Below are 15,813 nucleotides of genomic sequence, written 5' to 3'. Positions count from 1 at the left end.
AATGAACCATGCGCCTCTTCCGCCGCAGTGCCATCCCCTGGGAAGGCGACTTCCCGCTCACCCGCCGCCGCGTCTATGTGCTGCCGTCGCGGATGGGCATGGTCTTCGGCGCGGCCTTGGGCGCGATGCTGCTGCTGACCATCAACTACGGGCTGAGTCTCGGCTATGTGCTGGTATTCGTGCTGGTGGGCGCCTCGCTGGTGTCGCTGTTTCACGCCTGGCGCAATCTGGCGGGGCTGGTGCTGCGACCGGGCCGGGGTGATCCGGTCCATGCCGGCGACACGGCCGAGCTGAATCTCACCTTCCTCAACCCAGGCGGGCTGGCACGCTACGCCATCCATCTGGATACCGGCCGCAACACCGAGGTGCAGACGGTAGACATCGCCGCCGATGCCGAGCAGATCGTGTCGGTGGCCCTCAAAACCGAACGACGCGGCTGGCAGCCGGCCCCGCGCCTGCGTCTGTGGTCCGACTTTCCGCTGGGCCTGTGGCGGGTATGGACCTGGTGGCATCCGGCCGCCGGCGTACTGGCCTGGCCCACCCCGGAAAACCCGCCGGCCCCGCTGCCCCAGGCGCATGATCCCACCGGCCACGCCGAGCAGCACCAGCATGGCGGCGATGATTTCAGCCATCTGCGCCCCTACCGCCCCGGCGACCCGCTGCGAAGGCTGGCCTGGCGGGCCATCGCCCGCCATCCGCAGGGAATGCCCCAGACCCGCGAATTTTCCGACGGCGGGGAAGGCGGTGAACTGGTGTTCGACTGGGCGCAGCTGCCGCCCGGGCTGGATGTGGAAACCCGCCTGTCGCGCCTGACCCGCTGGATCGAGCAGGCCGAACAGGCCGAGCAGCCCTATGTGCTGCAGCTGCCCAGCCGCCGCTTCGACACCGACCGCGGCCCCAGACAGCGTGCCGCCTGCCTGGAGGCACTGGCCCGCTTTGGCGAAAAGGGCTCGGCCAGCAGTCTGGGACGTACGCTGCCGCCCGGGGCACAGACCCCCGTGGCCGCAGCGGCTCCCCATGTCGCGCCGCAGCCCCCGAACACGGCAGCCCCCCAGTCGGGGCACACACCATGACGCACCGCACCGCCTTCTCCAGCCGGTCCGACAAGGCCGGCATGACCGGCAGCCTGCAACGACACGCGTCGCGGCCCCTTCAGTGCAGAAACCCCAGACCATGACGGCACACACCGACTCCCCCCTGCAGCGCCGGCTGCGCCCCTCGCTGCGGGCGCTGGGTGGCACGCTGGGCGGCACCTGGGAACGCGACCGGCGCGACACGCTGTTTCTGCTGGCGGTGGCGCTGCTGTCGGTGGCGCCCCATGCCTTCTACCTGCCCTTCTGGTGCACGGCCGGCTTTGCGCTGCTGTTCTGCTGGCGGCTGGGACTGCTGCTGTCCGGACGGCCGCTGCCGGGCCGGGTGGTGCGGATGCTGGCCAGTCTGGCCGTGGTGGGCGCGGTGTATGCACAGTTCCGCACGCTGGTGGGGCAGGAAGCAGGCGTGGCGCTGGTGCTGCTGTTTCTCGGCATGAAGCTGCTGGAGATGCGCACCCGGCGGGATTTCTTCATCACCGTCTTCCTGTGTTTCTTCCTGCTGCTGGCCGCGTACCTGCATTCGCAGGGCATCCTGATGGGGCTCTGGACGCTGCTGGTGCTGCCGGCACTGCTGGCCGTGCTGCTGACCATGCAGTACAGCCAGGCCGAGGTGGGCGTGCGCACGCGGCTGCGGCAGTCCGTCGTGCTGCTGCTGCAGGCACTGCCACTGGCCGCCATCCTGTTCGTGCTGTTCCCGCGGCCGGGCGGACCGCTGTGGGGCCAGCAGCACAAGGAAGGCAGTTCCACCACCGGTCTGTCGGAATCGATGTCGCCCGGCGATTTTTCCAGCCTGGCGCAGTCCAATGAGGTGGTGATGCGGGTGGAGTTTGCCCAGGGCGCACCCGAAACTTCGGACATGTACTGGCGTGGTCCAAGTTTCGGTTACTTCGACGGCCGCACCTGGAGTCCCCTGCCCCCGGCGGCGCTGCAGCATCAGCCCGCCCCGGAAATCCGCCTCCAGCCGGGTGCGCAGGCGCTGCACTACACCATCACCCGCGAACCCAGCTCGCACCGCTGGCTGCTGGGGCTGGACACCACGACGGCAGCCCCCGAGGTGGCGGGCGACATCACGGCCGTGCTGCCCACGCTGGAATGGATGCGCCAGTCACCGCTGGCCGAGCGCACGCGCTTTGCGGCACAGTCGCATCCGGGCGCCTATACGGGGCTGAACCAGAGTCCGGCCAGCCTGCAGGACTGGCTGCAGCTGCCATCGGGCTTCAACCCGCGCACGCTGGCCCTGGCGCGGCAGTGGCGGATGCAGCTGGGCGACGACCCCAACACGCTGGCCCGGCATGTACTGACGTGGATCCGGCAGGAAAATTTCCACTACACGCTGCAGCCGCAGAAGCTGGGCCGCAACAGCATCGATGAGTTCCTGTTCGGTACGCGGGCGGGCTTCTGCGAACATTACAGTGGTGCGTTCGTGTTCCTGATGCGGGCCATGGGGGTGCCGGCCCGGGTGGTGACAGGCTATCAGGGCGCTGAACATCACACCCAGGATGATTACTGGATCGTTCGTCAGGCCAATGCGCATGCCTGGGCCGAGATCTGGCATCCGCAGGAGGGCTGGCTGCGGGTGGACCCGACGGCGGCGGTGGCGCCGGAGCGCATCCAGCAGGGGACGCTGGAGTCGGTGAAGGCGCAGGGGCAGAACGGGCTGGAAAAGGCAGCGGCAGATCTGTCGCGCAGCTGGTCACTGAGTCTGGACGGCATCACGCATCACTGGAATCTGTGGCTGCTTTCGTATGATCGCAACAGCCAGCGGCGGCTGCTAGACCGGCTTGGGCTGGGGTCGGATGGCTGGCAGATGCTGGCGGGGGTGATGGCGGGTGCGCTGGCGCTGACCCTGGCGGTGACGGCGCTGTTCACGCTGCGGGCGCGGCAGCCGGTGGATCCGGTGGAGCAGGCGTTCGGGGTTTTCTGTGACAAGCTGGCGGCCATTGGGGCAGACCGTCTGCCAGATGAGACAGCGAACCAGTATCTGTACCGTGTGGACCGTCTGCTGGATGCCGACAATGCGGCGCTGGCGCACGATATTGTCGCCACGTACAACCGGATGCGCTACGATCTGGGCGGCCATCCGGCGGAGATGCTGGCCGGGTTGCGGAAGATGGTGCGGGTGTTTCGGCCGTAGGGGGTGTTTGTGGGTTGCGGTACGCGGAAGTCGGCTTCGATGGGGGTCGCGATGTGCGGAAGACGGCTTCGGTGAATGCTGCGATGCATGGAAGAAGGCTTCGGTGAGTGTCGCGATACACGAAGGACGACTTCAACGGGTGTTGCGATACATGGAAGACGGCTTCGTTGCGGCACGCGACGCGGAGCGGGATACCCCTGCGGCTCATACGCTCACTGAAGATTTGTTGCCCACGACCTGCGTCGTGGTCAACAAACCTTCAGCGCTAAAACACTTTCCGACAACCAGGGCTGCGCCCCGCCCGTCAGAAAGTCGTTCACGCGTACCGCGAAATCGCCGCATGGGTATCCCGCTCCGCGTCGCTTGTCTTGTGCGGGGGCGGTTGCGCCGCCCGCGTTTTTCTTTTTTGTGAAACTGCCGTGCGTCTTGCTCCCCTCTGTCTGAGTCTGGCCCTGCTGGGCATGGTTTCCGTTCCGTCACTGGCCCATGCGGCACACGAAGGGGGCGGAAGGCCAGCAACTGCACTGAAGGCATCGGGAAAGACGGGAGCCGAACCGGGAACACCAGTCAGGCCGAGCGTGGCGAAGAAGGGGGCGAAGCCAAAAAAGGCATCATCCGGTTCGCGTCATGGGAAAGCGGCGAATGCTCTCCATGGCCAGACTTCCCGTGCACGCCATGACAAGGCCATGGGTACGTCCAACGGGAAGGCCGCAGGTATGTCCCATGGCAAAGCGGTTGGTGCAAGCCATGGCAGGGATACAGAACCGCGCGAGACAACAGCGGCCAGGAAACATGTGCCTGCTGCACAGGGCGCCCCGAAAAGGACAATGGCCGGGCACGGAGCAGGAAGGGCTGCTCCCGTTTCTTACCCGGGGAATCAACCGTCAGGCAGGAACCGGGCGGGCGCCGGGACGGGAGCGGACACGATAGTGACGCGCGCCTTGCGTGCAACGGGCACAGCGGCAAAAGCAAAGGGTGTGGGAGTCTCAGCGGCCGCTGCGGCCCATGGCCGTAACGACATGCCATCCCGCAACATGGTGCCGGCCCCCGATAACTATGGAAACCGGCCCGAGGTGCAGATATTCATCGGCGAGATGGTGGCGCAGCATGGTTTCGATGCGGCCGCGCTGCAGACGCTGTTTGCGGAGGTGACGCCCAATGCACGGACGCTGGCGCTGATTGCGCCACCGCCGCCCCCTCCTCCCCCGCCTGCGCCACCAGCCCCCGTGCCGGCCCGTGGGAATGAGAGCGGCGCAGCAGGCGTGACGGGCACGACAGGAGGGGCCAATGGAACCGGGTCGGCCGGAAACGCGGAGGGTGCGAAGGCCCCGAACGGACTGGCCCTGCCCTCTCCCGATCTGCCCGCTGCAGCGGCCCAGGCTACCGTTCCAGCTCAGTCCCCTGCCCCGCCTCCCAGGCCAAAGCCTGACTGGCAGGTTTACCGGGCGCGTTTCCTGCAGCCGGTGCGCATCGACGGCGGGCTGGCGTTCTGGCAGCAGCATGTGGACACGCTGCAGCGGGCCACGGCCGAGCACGGGGTGCCGCCGGAGGTGATCGTGGCGATCATCGGGGTGGAGACGCTGTACGGGCGCAATACGGGCAAGTTTTCGGTGCTGCAGGCGCTGGCCACGCTGGCCTTCGACTATCCGGCGCGGGCACCGTATTTCCGCCGCGAGCTGGAGGAATTCCTGCTGTACTGCCGCGAGAACGGGCTGGATCCGCGGGCGCCGCTGGGCTCCTACGCCGGGGCCATCGGCATGCCGCAATTCATGCCGGGCAGTATCCGCAGTTTCGCCACCGATTTCGATGGCAATGGGCGCATCGACCTGATCGGCAGCCCGGTGGATGTGATCGGCAGCGTTGCACGTTTTCTGGCCATTCATGGCTGGAAGCGGGATCTGCCCATCCTCTATCCCACCGAAGTGGCTGAGAATGCCCAGCCGGAGCCGCTGCTCGCCCGGGGGCCGAAGCCGGATCTGGATATTGCGGACCTGCGCGCCGCCGGCTTCACCAGTCCGCTGAATCTGCCCGCCGACGAGCCGCTGATGCTGGTGGACCTGCCCCAGGGTGAAAATCCGGCCCTGTACCGGATCGGCACGGGCAATTTCTATGCCATCACGCGCTACAACCGCTCGTTCTTCTACGCCATGGCCGTGACGGAACTGGCCGGGGCGCTGCGCGCCGGCCGTACCCCCTGAGTCCGTTTGCTCAGGGTTTTCCCTTAAGCAAGGCCCCGAAGCCTTCGGCACACGGCCCGGAGACACGGCGACGGGGATGGGCGGTTGATAGAATGGCGCCCTGTGTTGCGGGCGCCGATGCCGGTATTCCCTGTTCGGTGTGTGGCCCGCGAACGCCCCGTCTCTCCCCTGAAAGGCCGTTCATGGACCCGATAACCATCGACCCGTATTTCACGCTGATCATTGCCACCCTGGTACTGCTGGTGGGCCGCCTGATGGTGGACAGGATCAGGTTCCTGCAGAACTTCAACATTCCCGAGCCGGTGGCCGGGGGGCTGCTGGCCGCCATGATCATCTACATCCTGCATGCCAGCACGGGCATGTCGTTTGCCTTCGACAAGGGCCTGCAGGATGCCTTCATGCTGATCTTCTTCTCGTCCATCGGCCTGAGTGCCGACTTCTCGCGGCTCAAGGCCGGGGGTATCGGCCTGGTGGTGTTTCTGGCGGTGGTGAGCGTGTTCATCCTGATCCAGAACGCGGTGGGCGTGGGCCTCGCCTCGGCGCTGGGGCTGGATCCGCTGATCGGCCTGGTGACGGGCTCCATCACGCTGACGGGTGGCCATGGTACGGCCGGTGCCTGGGGCAAGGTGCTGGAAGAACAGCACCACATTGCCGGTGCGACGGACCTGGGTATGGCTGCAGCCACTTTCGGTCTGGTGCTTGGCGGCCTGATCGGTGGCCCCGTGGCCCGCAAGCTGATCAACAACATGGGCATGAAACCCATCACCGGGGGTTCGGGCAGCGCCGACACCGGCAATGAATATGCCGACGACGTGTTCGAGCACGCCGACCAGCGCCGGCTGATCACGGCCAATTCGGCCGTGGAAACGATGGCGCTGTTTGCCGCCTGTCTGGCCTTCTCGGCCTTCATGGTGCACCCGGACGTGAAGGCACTGTTCCCGCCGAAGTTCACGCTGCCGCAGTTCGTGTGGGCACTGCTGTTCGGGGTGCTGCTGCGCAACATCCTGACGGGCGCCTTCAAGGTCAACATGTTCGACCGGGCCATCGACGTGTTCGGCAATGCGTCGCTGAGCCTGTTCCTCGGCATTGCGCTGCTCAACCTCAAGCTCTGGCAGCTGCTGGATCTGGCGCTGCCGATGCTGATCATCCTGGCGGTGCAGACGGTGGTGATGGCGGTGTATGCCTACTATGCCACCTACCGCTTCATGGGCGGCGATTATGACGCGGCCGTACTGGCAGCCGGTCACTGCGGCTTCGGGCTGGGCGCCACGCCGACGGCGGTGGCCAACATGCAGTCGGTGACGGAGCGTTTCGGGCCGTCGCACAAGGCGTTCCTGATCGTGCCGATGGTGGGCGCCTTCTTCATCGACTTCGTGAATGCTTTCATCCTGACGGGGTTTGCGAACTTCCTGGGGCATCACTGATACCCGGTCGGGGATAGCTGCTGCAACGGCAGATCGGGCAAGGGCGCCTCTTCGGGGGCGCCGGCCGTTGCGGAGCCCGCATCTCCTGTGACGCGGCCTGTGGATGATTCTGCGGGCCGCGTTTTTCGTGTCTGACGGGTTTATGCCAGACGGCACAAAGCCGGTACACTTGCCGGACCTGTGATTTCCCATGTCCGTCAGGCCCTGTCTTCATGGAAGACGACTTCGATGCAATCGGGCCTCTCTCACCATGCCTTCCCCTGCCTCATCTTCCGCCGCATCTCCCCTGCAGCTCGACCTTCCGCCCCATGCGCGGGACATCTATGTGATCTCCCCATCCGGGTCGATTGCCGACCGCAGCCGGGTGCAGCGGGCGCGGAAGTTCCTGCAGCGGCACGGGTTCCGTCTGACGCTGGACCCGAAGGCACTGGCCACGTACCAGCAGCGGTTTGCCGGGGATGATGAAACCCGGCTGGAAGCGTTCAACCGGGCAGCGGCTTCGGCGGCGCCGGTGGTGATGGCCAGCCGCGGGGGCTATGGGCTGACGCGCTATCTGGAGCGGTTCGACTTCGAGGCGCTGGCGGCCAGTGGCAAGAAGTGGCTGGGGTTTTCGGATTTCACGGCCTTCCATCTGGCCATGCTGGCCAAAACCGGGGCAACGACCTGGGCCGGACCGGCACTGGTGTCACACTTCGACGCACAGAACCCGGCCGATGTGGATGCAACCACGCTGGAAACACTGGCCGATGCGCTGTCGGACCGGCTGGAACTGGTGGGCTTTCGCTGCGACGGCGCGCCCTCGGGTTTCGAGGCGGAGGGCGTGCTGTGGGGGGGCAACCTGAGCCTCGTGTGTTCGCTGCTGGGCAGTACGTATTTTCCGCGGGTGGATGGCGGCATCCTGTTCATCGAAGAGGTGAACGAACATCCCTACCGGGTGGAGCGGATGATGACGCAGCTGCTGCACACGGGCGTACTGGACCGGCAGCGTGCCATCGTGCTGGGACATTTCACCTGGAAGCAGGCCGAGGGCGACCGCTATACGATGAAGCGGGTCTGGCAGTGGTTGCGCACACAAACGTCTACCCCCATCATCACCGGCCTGCCCTTCGGGCATGAAGCCACCACGCTGACACTGCCCCACGGCGCCTTCGTCGGGCTGGCGGTAGACCGGCGGACCTGCTATCTGGTGCTGCCACATGGGCACGGGGCCGCGCCCGTGACCCCGGATGACGGAGCCGGCGCAGATGGGCCGCCTGCATCGGGCAACACTGGGGCTAAACTCCCTGAAGCAGACAACCCCAGATCAGGCAGCCCCGTGCCGGACCGTGTCGGGGCGAATGCTGCGGCGCAACGTGCTACCGAACCAGGCGAAAAGGATCCGGGCCATCAAAACACAGCTTCCACAGAAACGGCGCCCCGCACCCTGTTCGGCGCCTCGCTGGTTCCCGAAGCGAACAGCCCTTCGCACCAGAGCTGGCAGTGCTGGTGCGGACAGACGCACGACTGAGCACCCGCACGGAAAACCACGGTGGCCAGCTGCTGCAGGCCATGGTGCATGGTGCAGCAGCCAGGGCACTACTGCAGCCGGAACACCTCGTCCAGGGATCTGGCCGTCAGCAGCGCATCGGCCCAGTAGTCCAGTTCGTCCTTGGTAGCGGCGGACAGGCGAGCCTCCACTTCGGCATCCAGCGGGCCGAAACGACGGGCGAGCTGTCGGGTCACTGTCTGACGCTGGCCGGTCAGGAAACCACGCGCCTCGCCAATCTCGATACCGCGTTCCGTCCCCAGCAGAATCCCCTCCTGCCGCCCCTTCTCCAGCCAGCGTTGCGTGAATGCACCCATCTTCCTGTTCTCCGTTGGATAAAGCTGTTCGTACAGACGCCACTCGCTGGCTACCCGCAGCGGCGTGTCCATGATCAGCTATGGTGCCAGAAGCGCGGCTTCGACGCCCCCTGGCGGATGGGCCTCACCAAACCAGAGCGCCCCACCTGACGCTGGGCCAGAGATGGGGCGTTGCACCTGAAAGCCGAGTCCAGCGCGATCAGGGATGCATCCATACTGCGGACATTCATTCCCCTTCCGGGGCGTTCCCGAACGTCAGGCCGGCACGCGGCAGGTGCCTTCGTAGCGGGCCGTCGTATCGGTTTCAGCGGCCTCGACCGTCAGATCCACGTATTGCGCGGTGATGTTCGCCCCCCCATGATCGAAACCCGTTTTTATCTGGAAGGCGATTCCGTTGCTGGTACTCTTGAAACTCATCAGGAGAATGGGAATACCTACTCCGCCATCGACCTTGCTGTAGAAGAACGGCGTTTCCGGCTCCTGGAACTGATAGAGATGGTTCGGATTCCGGAACGTCACCCGATAATCGGACGCGATGTCCACCGTGCATTCCTGCTTCGTGACCGGATCGGTGCCCTTGTAGGCACCCACCACGCACGCGACCACACCCGTTCCGCCGCCACCATTCGAGCAGGCGTTGATCCGTGCCAGAACCGTACCGCCGCCGCCATTGCTGATGGCGCCCGTGTTGCCATTGCTGCTTTGCGGGGCAGGCGTACCACCGCCTCCACCCCCGCCGCCGCAGGCAGCCAGGGCAGCGGTCATGGCGGCCATCAGGGTCACCTTTCTCCAGCTGACGATTACCGGGAAGTCACGAGTCGGACACTGTCGTCCGTCGATGCAGCCCGGCGCTTCCCCTACTTCATCACGCCTGCCCTGCCCGGTCAGCGTCCCGCCGACCAGCCGGAACTGCGGCCTGACAGGAGGCACCTGTGCAGGACGCTGCATGGCCCCTGCCGTGACACAGGTCTCACTGCAGGCGAAACACCTCGTCCAGCGTCCGTGCAATCAGAATCTGGTCTGTCCAGCGGTTGATCTCATCCGTACTGGCATTGCGCAGACGGTTTTCGGTGGCATCATCCAGTGGGCCAAACTTGCGGGCCAGCAGTCTGGCCAGCAGCCGTTGTTCACCCTGGGCAAACCCTTGTGCCACCCCCTGCTCGATCCCTTGCGCGATCCCCTGCCGGCGTCCCTCCTCCAGCCAGCGTTCCCTGAATGCACCCATGTGTTTGCTCTCCATGTCGTAAAGCTGTTCGAACAGACGCCATTCATCGGCGTCGAGGCTGAGATAGTCTTCGAGAAAGTCCAGATGCTTGCGGTGCAGGCCCGGATCGAATGTCAGCGTCAGCAGGCCGCGCACCGCCCGGCCATACACATGCACCCGTGACAGCGCATCGGCAGGCCGCTTCATGCAGACCGAGGTCAGCCGCGCGATGATGTTGGGGCTGTCGGCCTGGTCCCTCGCGTCCATGGCGCCCAGCTGCCAGGTCACCCAGCTGAAGGTCAGGCCGGGCAGATGGTCGCCGGCGAGGGTCATGCTGCTGCTGATTTTGCCACGGTGCAGAAAGATCACAACCGCCAGTGCCCGCAAAGTCTTCTCCATGCGGGCTTCGCGGGCCACGTACTCGTGCAGCCGGTGCGGGTCGAAGCGCGATGTCCTGCTTTCGAACTCGAACAGCACCACCAGCGGCGGACGGCTGCCATCACGCCAGACGACCTTCAGCGGCACATCCAGCAGCAGCGTGCGATGCCGCAGGCGCCGTCGCGTGGTTTCCTGACGGATGGGGGTGATGATCAGGTCATCGTCCAGCGTGATCCTTTCCTGTGGCAGGAAGAACGCCAGGGCAGCCTGCGGAAAGTCGAGAACCAGATCCTTGAAGTTCTGGTCGTGGTTGATGCGCCGCCGGCGCGGGGGCGGCGCAGGGCTGTTGCTCATGATAAAGGCCCGGGTCCGGGCAGGTAGTTCCGACCCGGGCATTTCATCAGCGCAGGCAAGAGACGGGCAGGCAATCTGCCACGCCTGTCCATCCGGCCAGGCCATCTGGCTTAGGTCGTCTGGATTCCGGGCCAGGACGTATGGTCACTATCCCCCAAACACCCCGGTCGACAGATACCGGTCCCCCCGGTCGCAGACGATGAACACCACATTCACGGCACCCTCACGGACACTGCGGGCCGTCCCTCCCCACACGCCCGCTTCCCCGGCTGTCTGGTCCTGCAGCACATTCTCCACTGACACACGCGCCGCGGTACCAGCCTCCAGCCTGCGCTCCCGCACCGCCTCTGCCGCCACCCGCAGCGCAATCGCCGCCGCACCGCCCGACGATACGCCGCAGAAAATCCCCTCCTCCCGCGCCAGCCGGCGCATGGTGTCTTCGGCGGCCTGCTGGCTCACTTCGACCACACGGTCGATGCGCGCCTTCGCGCGGATGGCCGGTTCATAACCGGCCGGCCAGGCACGGATGCCGGCGATGGACGAGCCCTCCTCCGGCTGCGCACCGATGATCTGCACGCCCTCGTCCATCTCCTTCAGATGGCGCGACACGCCGGTGATGGTGCCGGTCGTACCCATGGCCGAGACGAAATGTGTCACCGCACCGCCCGTCTGCTGCCAGATTTCGGGGCCGGTGCCCCGGTAATGGGCCAGCCAGTTGTCGTCGTTGGCAAACTGGTCCAGCACCCGCCCCTTGCCATCGGCCTGCATGGCCAGCGCCAGATCGCGGGCGCCTTCCATGCCCTGCTCCCGGCTGACCAGCACCAGTTCGGCGCCATAGGCTGCCATGGCCTGACGGCGTTCCATGGTCTGGTTCTCGGGCATGATCAGCACCATGCGATAGCCCTTCACCGCCGCCACCATGGCCAGCGCGATGCCGGTATTGCCGGAGGTGGCCTCGATCAGCGTGTCACCGGGACGGATGTCGCCACGCGCCTCGGCTGCCTCGATCATGGCCAGCGCCGGACGATCCTTCACCGAACCGGCCGGATTGTTGCCTTCCAGCTTGGCAAACACGCGCACGCCCGCTGCCCGCAGGTCGGGGCCGGGCAGGTGCACCAGCTCCACCAGCGGGGTGTTGCCGATCTGGTTCAGGACCGAAGATGCGGAAAGGGTTTTGTCCTGTACGGATTTCAGATCTTTCAATGTGCATGCTTCCATGGAAAATCCGGCGCCAAATGCGCCGGGAATACCGAAACCGGATACTTCGTGTGCACAAATGCTCGTGCAAGCCCCAGGGAACGCTACATGCCGTGGCAAGGAACGACCCGGCCCGTGTGCTCCGGAACATCACAGAAATATGGTGGAGGTGCTCCAGCAGACATGATGGATATGGCCAGAAACATGAACGCAACGTTCACACCGGCACCGTCATCAGCGACAGCGGCTCCGGCACCTCCAGCGGCTTCACGCCCGGCTGCGGCAGCTTCGCCAGACAGTGGTACAGCTCTTCCACCGCTTCCACCCGGCCAAAGCTCTTGCGCCAGACCAGCATCACCTGCCGCACCGGTGGCTCGCCGGCAAACGGCACGTAGGTCAGCCAGCCATCACTGTTCCTGTCCTTGACGCCCGGCTCGATGCCAGCCGGTATGGCCGTCCACGGCACGACAGTGATGCCGATGCCCGAGGCCACCATGTGGCGAATGGTTTCCAGCGACGAACCCTCGAAGGTTTTCTGGATGCCGGCGCTGGTGGCGGCGTAGCGCGACAGTTCCGGGCAGACCTTCAGCACCTGGTCGCGGAAGCAGTGACCGGCACCCAGCAGCAGCATGGTCTGTTCCTGCAGTTCGGTGGAGGCCACCGCGTCGCGCTGCGCCCACGGGTGATGGTTGGGGACCACCACCGCGAAGGGTTCGTCGTACACGGGCCACGACATGATGCCCGGAATGGGCAGCGGCTCGGCCACCACGGCCACGTCGATCTCACCCAGCTTCAGGGCCTCGAGCAGCTTGGCGGTCAGCCCTTCCTGCAGCAGCAGCGGCATCTGCGGCACGGCCTTCAGCATGGCGGGCACCAGCCGGGGCAGCAGGTACGGACCGATGGTGTGGATGACCCCCAGCCGCAGCGGGCCGTTGCGCGGATCTTTGCCTTCCTTGGCGATCTCGCGGATGGTGGCGGATTCTTCCAGCACACGCTGGGCCTGTTCGACGATGCGCTCGCCCACCGGGGTGATGCTCACCTCCACGTTGCCCCGCTCGAAGAGCTGCACTTCCAGCTCGTCTTCCAGCTTCTTGATGGCCACGGACAGGGTCGGCTGGCTCACGAAACACGCTTCGGCGGCCCGGCCGAAGTGGCGCTCACGGGCCACCGCCACGATGTATTTCAGTTCGGTCAATGTCATAGAGGAATTCTATCCCATGCCACCATCGGAATAGTCACCAGCACTCAGGGAGCCTCTGCAAAAGTCTGCGCGCGCTTTGGGCCCAGGATCGGGATGAGCAAGAAGGCGCCATTTGGCGGCAATAGCAGGGCTATTGGCGGCAAATGGCAACGCACTGGATCGCCCGATCATGGGAGCCAAAGTGCCGCAGGACTTTTGCAGAGGCTCCCTCAAGCATCCAGATACCGCTCCCGTCGCCGCAGCCAGCGGTCCAGGTGGGCGTCCACCACCTCCGGTGCATCGGCCAGCAGCCGGTCGGCCAGGGCATGGGCCACGTCCACCAGCGGCGCATCGCGCCCCAGATCGGCAAAGCGCAGCAGCATGGCGCCGGACTGGCGTGCTCCCAGCAGCTCGCCCGGACCGCGCAGTTCCAGGTCGCGCCGGGCGATCTCGAAACCATCCTGGGTGGCGCGCATGGTGGCCAGCCGCTCGCGGGCGATCTGTCCGGGCGGATGGCGGTAGAGCAGCACACACAGGCTCTGGGCGGTACCCCGGCCTACCCGGCCGCGCAGCTGGTGCAGCTGCGACAGGCCAAAGCGTTCGGCGTGCTCGATCACCATCAGGCTGGCGTTGGGCACGTCCACCCCCACCTCGATCACTGTGGTGGCCACCAGCAGGTCGATGTCACCGGCCTTGAAGGCCGTCATCACGGCATCCTTGTCGGAGGCGGACATGCGGCCATGCACCAGCCCGGTACGCACCTGCGGCAGCGCTTCGGCCAGCTGGGCCTGGGTGTCGATGGCGTTCTGCAGGTCCAGCGCCTCCGATTCCTCCACCAGCGGGCACACCCAGTACGCCTGTTTGCCGTCGGCCACCCAGCGGCCGACGTTCTCGACCACCTGCTCGCGCCGGCCATCGGCAATCAGTTTGGTCGTCACGGGCTGGCGGCCCGGCGGCAGCTCGTCGATCACCGACACATCGAGATCGGCATAGAAGGTCATGGCCAGCGTGCGCGGAATGGGGGTGGCAGTCATCATCAGCTGATGGGGCAGGATGGTCTGCCCGGCACCCTGCGCACTTCCTGCGTCGGGGGTTCCGACCGTCGTACCTGCAGCGATTCCCTGGCCACCGGCAGCAATACGCTGATCACCGGCAGTAGTACCCTGGTTACGGGCATGAGTGCCCGGACCGCTGACAGCAATACCCTGGCCACCGGCATCACCGGTGACGGGTAACGCAGTTTCCGGACGCTCTCCCCGCAGCGCCAGCCGCTGGGCCACGCCGAAGCGATGCTGTTCGTCGACGATGGCCAGCGCCAGCCGCGGAAACACCACCGAATCCTCGATCAGCGCATGGGTGCCAATCAGCACATCCACCTCGCCGGCGGCCACGGCCTGCCTGATCTGCCGCTTGGCCCCGGCCGACAGCGAACCGGCCAGCCAGCCCACCCGCACGCCCAGCGGTTCCAGCCAGGGCTGCAGACGCTCGTAGTGCTGGCGCGCCAGAATCTCGGTGGGGGCCATCAGCGTGGCCTGCCGGCCCGAGCCCACGGCCACCATGGCCGCCAGCGCGGCGATCACCGTCTTGCCACTGCCCACATCGCCCTGAAGCAGCCGGTTCATCGGCTGGGGACGGGCCAGATCGGCGGCGATCTCGTTGCGCACCCGCTCCTGGGCACCAGTCAGCGCAAAGGGCAGCGTGGCCAGCAGCTTCTGCTCGCCGCCGCGATCGCGCAGGGGTTCGCCCCGCTGGCCGGCCCGCAGCGCCCGTGCCCGCTTCAGCGACAGCTGCTGCGCCACCAGCTCTTCCAGAATCACCCGCTGGCAGGCCGGCGTCTCACGCTCGAGCAGCGCCTGCAAATCGGTGCCCGGTGGGGGATGGTGAATCTCGCGCAGCGCATCCGGCAATGACGGCAGACTGGCCAGCAGTCTCCGCACCATGGGTGAGACACCGTACGGCCCCCCTTCCGATGCACCACGACCAGGCACGGCTGTGCCTGCATGGGCCGTAGCCGGCGCCCCGGACGCACCCCGCCTGGCAGACGCTCGCGACATGGCCAAAGGTGCTCCCGCTGGAGACGGTGCCGGCGGTGTTGCCGGCACGGCTGGCATGGCATGTACATCCTCCCCCAGCAACCGCAGCAGCAGTGTCGTGGGCAGCGTGTCCTGCCAGCGGCATTCGGCCAGCGCACGGTCGATCTCCCGGCGCAGCGTGCCCTGCCCCAGTCCGGCCACGGTCGGGTAGATGGGCGTCAGCCGGTCGGGCAGCGGCGTGTCCTCGCTCACCACCCGGTAGCGCGGATGCACCATCTCGCGCGCAAACAGGCTCACCCGCAGCTCGCCGAAGGCACGGATCAGCCGCCCGGGCTGCAGCTGGACCAGCTGCGAGGGGTAGAAGTGCAGAAAGCGCAGCTGCAGCTCGTCCGTGCCATCGCTGACCCAGACCTGCAGCATGCGCCGGCCCCGCGTCACCTCCGCACGGGTGACGGTTCCCTGGATCTGGGCCGAGGCACCATGCACCAGCGACGCCATCGGCACCAGCCGGGTCTCGTCCTCGTAGCGCAGCGGCAGGTGCAGGACCAGATCGTCCGGCCCGTGCAGCCCCAGTTTGGCCAGCAGACCAGCGGCCGAACGCCGCCCTCCCTGGACACGGCCCTTCTTCGGGGTGGATTCGGCAGGTTTCGGGGTTGGCCCGGCAGGTTCGCCCGCCCCGCCTCCCCGCGCGGTCTTCTTCGGCATGGACACGGCAGGCGCGGCATCACCGCCCGCAGGGTGCCGCTGATTCATGCCCTTGCGGGTTTCGTTCACCACG

The 15,813-nt window shown here is 66.3% G+C and carries 11 protein-coding genes; 5 read left to right on the top strand and 6 right to left on the bottom strand.

What is annotated here, in order from left to right:
• Positions 1-8 precede the first annotated feature (8 nt).
• From EHV23_RS02185 to EHV23_RS02165, 5 genes are all read left to right on the top strand, one after another.
• The gene (locus EHV23_RS02185) at positions 9-1,073 is read left to right on the top strand and encodes a DUF58 domain-containing protein (RefSeq protein ID WP_125094516.1); all 1,065 of its coding nucleotides are present in this window, start codon (positions 9-11) and stop codon (positions 1,071-1,073) included.
• A gap of 100 nt (positions 1,074-1,173) precedes the next feature.
• On the top strand, positions 1,174-3,225 hold the full coding sequence (locus EHV23_RS02180) for a transglutaminase TgpA family protein (protein WP_158615793.1): 2,052 nt from the start codon (positions 1,174-1,176) through the stop codon (positions 3,223-3,225).
• A 1,019-nt stretch (positions 3,226-4,244) separates the two neighbouring features.
• The gene (gene mltB, locus EHV23_RS02175) at positions 4,245-5,423 is read left to right on the top strand and encodes a lytic murein transglycosylase B (RefSeq protein WP_125094514.1); all 1,179 of its coding nucleotides are present in this window, start codon (positions 4,245-4,247) and stop codon (positions 5,421-5,423) included.
• A gap of 182 nt (positions 5,424-5,605) precedes the next feature.
• Positions 5,606-6,847: a sodium/glutamate symporter gene (gene gltS, locus EHV23_RS02170; RefSeq protein WP_125094513.1), complete on the top strand. Its 1,242-nt coding sequence runs from the start codon at positions 5,606-5,608 to the stop codon at positions 6,845-6,847.
• Positions 6,848-7,097: 250 nt separating this feature from the next.
• On the top strand, positions 7,098-8,354 hold the full coding sequence (locus EHV23_RS02165) for a S66 peptidase family protein (RefSeq protein WP_125094512.1): 1,257 nt from the start codon (positions 7,098-7,100) through the stop codon (positions 8,352-8,354).
• A gap of 68 nt (positions 8,355-8,422) precedes the next feature.
• On the opposite strand, the gene EHV23_RS02160 is transcribed toward EHV23_RS02165, so the two are convergent.
• The 6 genes from EHV23_RS02160 to EHV23_RS02135 all read right to left on the bottom strand — a co-directional run bounded on the left by EHV23_RS02160 (position 8,423) and on the right by EHV23_RS02135 (position 15,788).
• Positions 8,423-8,761 (bottom strand): DUF4351 domain-containing protein, encoded by a 339-nt coding sequence (locus tag EHV23_RS02160; protein WP_125094511.1) that lies wholly within the window; start codon positions 8,759-8,761, stop codon positions 8,423-8,425.
• A 183-nt stretch (positions 8,762-8,944) separates the two neighbouring features.
• Complete coding sequence (locus EHV23_RS02155) at positions 8,945-9,637, bottom strand: hypothetical protein (RefSeq protein WP_125094510.1); 693 nt, start codon at positions 9,635-9,637, stop codon at positions 8,945-8,947.
• A 22-nt stretch (positions 9,638-9,659) separates the two neighbouring features.
• Positions 9,660-10,625: an RpnC/YadD family protein gene (locus EHV23_RS02150; protein ID WP_125094509.1), complete on the bottom strand. Its 966-nt coding sequence runs from the start codon at positions 10,623-10,625 to the stop codon at positions 9,660-9,662.
• A 147-nt stretch (positions 10,626-10,772) separates the two neighbouring features.
• Entirely contained in the window at positions 10,773-11,819 is a 1,047-nt protein-coding gene (gene cysM / locus EHV23_RS02145; protein WP_338034502.1) for a cysteine synthase CysM, read from the bottom strand.
• 220 nt (positions 11,820-12,039) lie between these two features.
• The gene (locus tag EHV23_RS02140) at positions 12,040-13,023 is read right to left on the bottom strand and encodes a LysR substrate-binding domain-containing protein (protein ID WP_125094507.1); all 984 of its coding nucleotides are present in this window, start codon (positions 13,021-13,023) and stop codon (positions 12,040-12,042) included.
• A gap of 209 nt (positions 13,024-13,232) precedes the next feature.
• Positions 13,233-15,788 (bottom strand): ATP-dependent DNA helicase RecG, encoded by a 2,556-nt coding sequence (locus EHV23_RS02135; RefSeq protein ID WP_203228852.1) that lies wholly within the window; start codon positions 15,786-15,788, stop codon positions 13,233-13,235.
• Between the last annotated feature and the right edge of the window lie 25 nt (positions 15,789-15,813).

It is taken from the genome of Lautropia dentalis, assembly GCF_003892345.1.
GTDB lineage: Bacteria > Pseudomonadota > Gammaproteobacteria > Burkholderiales > Burkholderiaceae_E > Lautropia > Lautropia dentalis.
Note: the sequence above shows the minus strand (reverse complement) of the source record. Positions and strands in the feature narration are given on the sequence as shown.